This is a genomic window from Peribacillus alkalitolerans (assembly GCF_010882125.1).
Taxonomy (GTDB): Bacteria; Bacillota; Bacilli; order Bacillales; family DSM-1321; genus Bacillus_BN; species Bacillus_BN alkalitolerans.
Window position 1 is genome coordinate 66,466 of sequence record NZ_JAAGVZ010000016.1, and the last position, 6,598, is coordinate 73,063.

At 38.8% G+C, this 6,598-nt stretch carries 3 protein-coding genes and 1 pseudogene; all 4 read left to right on the forward strand.

What is annotated here, in order from left to right; genetic code table 11:
- Positions 1–541: 541 nt before the first annotated feature.
- Positions 542–2,425, forward strand: coding sequence for a methylmalonyl-CoA mutase subunit beta (locus tag G3O09_RS17005; protein ID WP_163102658.1), 1,884 nt, complete (start codon positions 542–544; stop codon positions 2,423–2,425).
- On the forward strand, positions 2,426–4,594 hold the full coding sequence (gene scpA, locus G3O09_RS17010) for a methylmalonyl-CoA mutase (RefSeq protein ID WP_163102659.1): 2,169 nt from the start codon (positions 2,426–2,428) through the stop codon (positions 4,592–4,594).
- Entirely contained in the window at positions 4,594–5,724 is a 1,131-nt protein-coding gene (gene meaB / locus G3O09_RS17015; RefSeq protein ID WP_163102660.1) for a methylmalonyl Co-A mutase-associated GTPase MeaB, read from the forward strand. The genes scpA and meaB overlap by 1 nt, the downstream gene beginning before the upstream one ends.
- Before the next feature lie 217 nt (positions 5,725–5,941).
- A pseudogene (locus tag G3O09_RS17020) lies at positions 5,942–6,461 on the forward strand (transposase); the annotation flags it as partial.
- Positions 6,462–6,598: the final 137 nt, after the last annotated feature.

Below are 6,598 nucleotides of genomic sequence, written 5' to 3' on the forward strand. Positions count from 1 at the left end.
TATGCGATAAGAGCCTTTATTTAAAGTTGGCCAATCTTTCATGCACTTACCAACCGATACCCATCACTCACCCCCTATTTCCCTTCACTTTAGGGGAGAATACCCTTCACTTTTGAAAAATTACCCTTCACTTTCTAGGAAAATCGGCATTTTATCCTCACTGAAGTAGGTTTATCAAGCACTTTAATGTAGATACCTACACTTATCTAATGTTACTCTTGCGATTAAAGAAGTGGCGGAAGCCAGTAGTAGGTATTGGGAGATCCGACAAATTAGGAATATAATATTAAAAGTCAATAAAATGAAATTCTATGTTGTGACGAGAGTACTCTTCTTGGGAATATTTGAGATTTCTCTATTTTTATATAAATCCTTTGCAGGTCGGTTAAGGTTATACTAGAATAGAATTGTATATACTATTTGAATTTTAATTTAATTTTGTCAATATGAGGGGAGGGAAGCTTTCTTGTTATCCTAGATTACCAACTAGGAATATTTCAGGTGAAAAGCATGCCTGGAATAAAAATAGAAAGCGATTACAATGAAGCTTAACGAAATAAAAGAAACTAGCTTCCCTAAAATTAACCTAGATGAATGGAAGGGTAAGGCGGAAGAAAGCCTTAAGGGGAAAAAACTAGAAAGCCTTTACAGTCATACATATGAAGGTATTGATTTGAAGCCATTGTATACGAAAGAAGATAATACAGTAGGTTTGGAAAATCCAGGTCAATCACCGTATACAAGGGGTATTTCTGATATACCATATCAAGTGGAACCATGGTTAATTTCACAAGCCATTGAAGGAGATTCACTGAAGCAAATAAATGAAAAATTAAAGAATGCTATTAAAAGAGGGCAAAATGTCATTTCCTTATCATTAAGAGGTCTTTCGATTTCAAAGGTAGAGGATATTGCAGAATTATTCGATGAGATTGATGCAAGCAATCTCCCATTTTTTATTGATTTGTCTAATAATCAAAATAATTTCATTGAACTATTAGCTAACTACTTTAAGGAAAAAGGGTTTTCTAAGGATCAATTAGTTGGTTTTATTGGAGAAGACTATTTTTCAAGTATCATGAATTCGGGCAATATGCCGTCTGATAATGAAACATCCCTGAATAATTGGGTAAGGGATGCACAAATACAATATCAGGAGAAACCAAATCTCAGAACTATTTTAGTCAAAGGTAGTGATGTCCATAATGCTGGAGGAAATGCCGTTCAAGAGCTAGCTGTTTCCTTATCAAAGGCTACTGCTTATATCGAAGCAGGAATTGCAAATGGATATTCACCTTCTGAAATTGCTAACAATATTTATTTTTCTTTTTCCATCGATAATAACTTTTTCATGAACGTTGCAAAACTTCGTGCAGGTCGAAGACTTTGGTCCATGATTGGTGAAGCGTACAATTCAACTGAGCAAGCGTTCAGAATGCATATTCATGCTGAAACATCAATGTTTACACAAACCGTTTACGATCCTCACGTGAATATGTTACGTGCCACTAATCAAGCATTTGCTGCAGTCGTAGGTGGTGCACAGTCATTGGAGGTTTATCCATACGATAAAGCTACTGGTAATAGCTCTGCATTTTCTGAACGAATTGCTCAGAATGTGCAGTTGATTTTGAAGCATGAAACTCTATTGGATAAAGTAATAGATCCTGCAGGAGGATCCTGGTATGTTGAAAGCTTGACTGAAGAGCTAACCGAAAAGGCATGGGAGCTCTTTTTGCAAATTGACTCTTTGGGTGGGACGTCTGAGGCTTTAAAACAAGGCTTTATTCAAGAAGAAATTAATAAAGTCTTTACTCTTAAAAAAGAAAACTTAGCGACAAGAAAAGAAAGTTTAATTGGTACTAACGTTTATCCAAATCCAACTGATTATTATCCTGAGATAGTTGAGAAAAAACCAATTATTGGTGCTACAGATTCTACGGTTAGCTTTGAACCAATTGTAGCAAGAAGATGGGCAGAAGAGTTTGAGCTGCTTAGAAAGAAAGCATATGATCATCAAATCCATTCTGCTTCTCCTGTAAAAGTCGGCTGCATTTTACTGAAAGATTTGAAATCGCATAAACCTAGACTGGATTTTGTTAAAGGTTTTCTTGCTGCTGGTGGTGTATCAACAGAAGAAAGCTCTTCAGTCCTTACTGTTGAAGAAGTCATTGCTTTTGTGCAAGCTTCAGGATTCACACACTATGTCTTGTGTGGTGCTGATGATGACTATAAAGAAATGGCCGTTGAAATCGCAGAAGCATTTAAGAATGTTTTTCCAAAGAAAAAATTATTTGTGGCTGGAAGGCAAAAAGATGACCTTCACAATAAGCTCATGAATATAGGGATAGAGGATTACATTCATATTAAGTCACACGTACCGAAACTTGTTTCTAGCATCATGAACGATTTGGGGGTGAACTAAATGGCGAAAAGACCAGATTTTCATTCTATTAATGTCCGTAAAAGCCAATCACAAGCAAAAGCAATATCTAATGAACAGATGGAAGATTTGTTTTTTGAAACGAATGAAGGTATAAAAATTAATTCTCTTTATGGTGAAAGTGATCGAAATCATTTGGAACAATTAGATCATAAACCGGGTATCGTGCCATTTACACGAGGACCCTATCCAACCATGTATGTAAATAGGCCATGGACAGTCCGACAATATGCAGGTTTTTCAACTGCTGAAGAATCGAATGCTTTTTATAGAAGAAACTTGGCGATGGGGCAAAAAGGACTCTCTGTAGCATTTGATCTTGCAACCCACAGAGGATATGATTCAGACCACCCACGTGTAGTCGGAGATGTCGGGAAAGCTGGAGTTGCAATCGATTCTATTTTAGATATGAAAACGTTATTTGATGGAATTCCATTAGACCAGATGTCAGTATCGATGACTATGAATGGTGCAGTGCTGCCAATTATGGCTTTTTATATCGTGACTGCTGAGGAGCAAGGGGTAAGCCAAGACAAATTATCAGGTACAATTCAAAATGACATATTGAAGGAATATATGGTACGGAATACATATATTTATCCTCCAGACATGTCTATGAAAATCATCGCTGATATTTTTGAATACACTTCCAAATATATGCCTAAATTCAATAGCATCTCAATTTCCGGATATCATATGCAAGAGGCGGGTGCCCCTGCAGATATCGAATTAGCATATACCTTAGCGGATGGTGTTGAATATGTCCGTACGGGCTTGAAGGCAGGCATTGATATCGATTCATTTGCTCCACGGTTAAGCTTCTTCTGGGCAATCGGAATGAACTATTTCATGGAAGTTGCAAAAATGAGGGCAGCAAGACTTATTTGGGCAAAACTAATGAAGCAATTTAATCCGAAAAATGATAAATCAATGGCATTACGAACACACTCACAAACTTCCGGCTGGAGCTTATCAGAACAAGATCCATTTAACAACGTGGCCCGTACGCTAATTGAAGCTCATGCAGCTGCTTTAGGGCATACACAATCTTTACACACCAATGCATTAGATGAAGCAATTGCATTGCCAACTGATTTCTCAGCTCGTATTGCAAGGAATACTCAATTGTATCTTCAAGAAGAAACAGGGATAACAAAGGTTATTGACCCATGGGCAGGTTCGTATTATGTGGAAGCTTTAACAAATGAACTAGTAGAGAAGGCTTGGGCACATATCCAGGAAATTGAAGAGCTTGGTGGAATGGCAAAGGCTATCGAAACTGGGTTGCCAAAAATGAAAATTGAGGAAGCGTCTGCAAAACGTCAAGCAAAAATCGATTCAAAAGTTGAGACAATTGTAGGTGTAAACGCTTATCGATTAGAGAAAGAAGATCCACTGGAAATATTAGAAATTGATAACACAGCAGTTCGTCAAAGCCAACTTGAAAAATTGAGACAAGTAAAACAGTCCCGTAATGAGGAGGCTGTTAAAGATGCATTATCAGCTTTAACACTAGCTGCCCAAACGGGTAAAGGCAACCTTCTCGAGTTCGCAGTAAATGCCGCTAGAGTAAGAGCGACGCTTGGTGAAATCAGCAGTGCAATCGAAGAAGTGGCAGGGCGCCATAAAGCAGTTATACGTTCTATAAGTGGAGTTTATAGCTCATCGTATTCCAATAATGACGAAATTGCAGAAGTGAAAATAATGACAGAAGAATTCCTTGAGAATGAGGGAAGACGTCCAAGGATTCTTATGGCTAAAATGGGTCAGGATGGCCACGATCGAGGTGCAAAAGTAGTCTCAACAGCTTATGCCGATTTAGGGTTTGATGTCGATATCGGACCACTTTTCCAAACACCTGAAGAAACTGCCCGACAAGCGGTTGAAAATGATGTTCATGTAATTGGAATGAGTTCACTTGCTGCAGGTCACAAAACTTTGCTTCCACAGTTGGTTAATGAACTGAAAAAACTCGGTCGCGAAGATATAGTAGTCATTGTAGGTGGAGTTATCCCAGCTCAAGACTATGAATTCTTGTTACAAAATGGCGCAGCAGCGATTTTTGGACCGGGCACGGTCATTCCACACTCAGCCAAAATCTTGCTTAAAGAAATTTACACAAGATTAGGCTACGAGGAAGTGTCGATCTAATGAATGATGGAAGAAAGCCTGAATGGGCAGATGGTAATGCCTCCTTTGCTAGTTCTATAAAAAAAGGGCTAGAAATGACTACAACAACAAACCAAATGACTGCTTCAAATCGATTTGTAAAAAAGAATCAGATAGAAGATCATCTCCAATTCGAAAAATTGGCTGTTGGGGTCTTAGAAGGAAGTCGTACGCATTTAGGTAAAGCTATCACTTTAGTAGAGAGCAACTCTGTCAAGCACTTTGATATGGCCCAAAATCTATTGCAGCACCTAATGCCTCATACGGGGAAATCCATTAGAATCGGTATATCAGGTGTCCCTGGTGCTGGAAAGAGCACTTTTATTGAAGCTTTTGGCATGTTCCTATGTTCACAGGGATATAAGGTTGCAGTATTGGCTGTAGACCCAAGCTCTTCTGTGACTGGAGGGAGCATACTCGGAGATAAGACTAGGATGGAAGAGCTGGCAAAAAATCAGTCAGCCTTTATCCGTCCATCACCTTCTGAAGGTACCCTTGGAGGAGTTCATCGGAAAACTCGGGAAACGATGATGCTATGCGAAGCAGCAGGATACGATATCATACTTATAGAAACTGTAGGTGTCGGACAAAGTGAAGCTATAGTTAGAGGGATGGTGGACTATTTTCTACTGTTGGCATTGACTGGTGCTGGAGATGAGCTACAAGGCATGAAAAAAGGAATCATGGAACTTGTCGATGGAGTAGTCATCAACAAAGCAGATGGAAGTAATAAGCCCCTTGCAATGAAAACAAAGGAAGAATTTAATCGAATCCTTCACTTTCTCCAGCCTGCAACAAAAGGCTGGCAAACTGAGGCATATACATGTTCATCCAAAACAGGTGAAGGAATTCAAGAACTATGGGACATCATCCTGCAATTCGTCGAGAAAACCAAAAAAATCGGTGTATTTCAAGAACGTAGAAGACTTCAAGTAAAAGAATGGATGCAAACGTTGCTAAAAGAACATCTAAATAAGATTTTTTTCCATAATCCATCGGTAAAAAACTCATTGCCAAAACTCGAAAATGAAGTGATGTCAGGAACAAAGACTGTATCCGTAGCAGTTTTGGAAGCATTTGATCTTTTTTTAGAAAGTATGAAGGATAAATGATAAAAAGGATGACTTTTTGAGTCATCCTTTCAGACTGTAGACAAACTCGAAGAATTTCTCGTTTGTCTACAGTCTTTTTTCTTTTTCAATGAAAGAAGTTAACTAAGAACTAGAGAAGTTGTTTGCAGCGAAGGGCGAACGCTTTAAACGGGCGTGGCTTGAGCCGCCTCCTTCGCTACGGTCGTGCGGGGTCTCAAGTCTCACGCTTTTCCCGCAGGAGTCATCGCTTAAAACACCAGCGATTAGGTATTTTCTTTTGGAACATCAAATGTTAATCGTTCTTCCTTACACTCTTCCTAAAACAAAGGAAGGTTTCTTTCCTAAACATGAATACGTCTATGATGACATTACGATTGTTATATCTGTCCACAAAATGAAGTGTTAAAGTATACAACGAAGGAAGGGTACCGTCAGTACAAATCGAATCCTTCGATTTGTACTAAGTGCCCATTCATATCCCAATGCACAGAGAGTAAAAATCATCAAAAGCTTATTCAACGTCATATTTGGGAAGAGTACGTAGAAGAAGCAAACCATTTAAGACATTTTGATGAAATTAAACAAATATATGCAAAGCGTAAGGAAACGATTGAACGGGTCTTTGCGGATGCGAAGAAAAAGCATGGTATGCGTTGGACAACCCTAAGAAGATTAAAAAATTGTCCATGCAGGCGATGCTTACGTTTGCATCCATGAATTTAAAGAAACTGGCAACTTGGACATGGAAAGTTGCTTAAGGATGATTAATAAAGCTTAATGAAGAGGTTTTTAAGTAGATTATTCAAGGACACTGGTTGATTGGAGCGGAAGGCGCTTGACTCCTGGGGGATTAGCGTTACAGGCGAGACCCCGCAGGAGCGGTAGCGACGAGTTA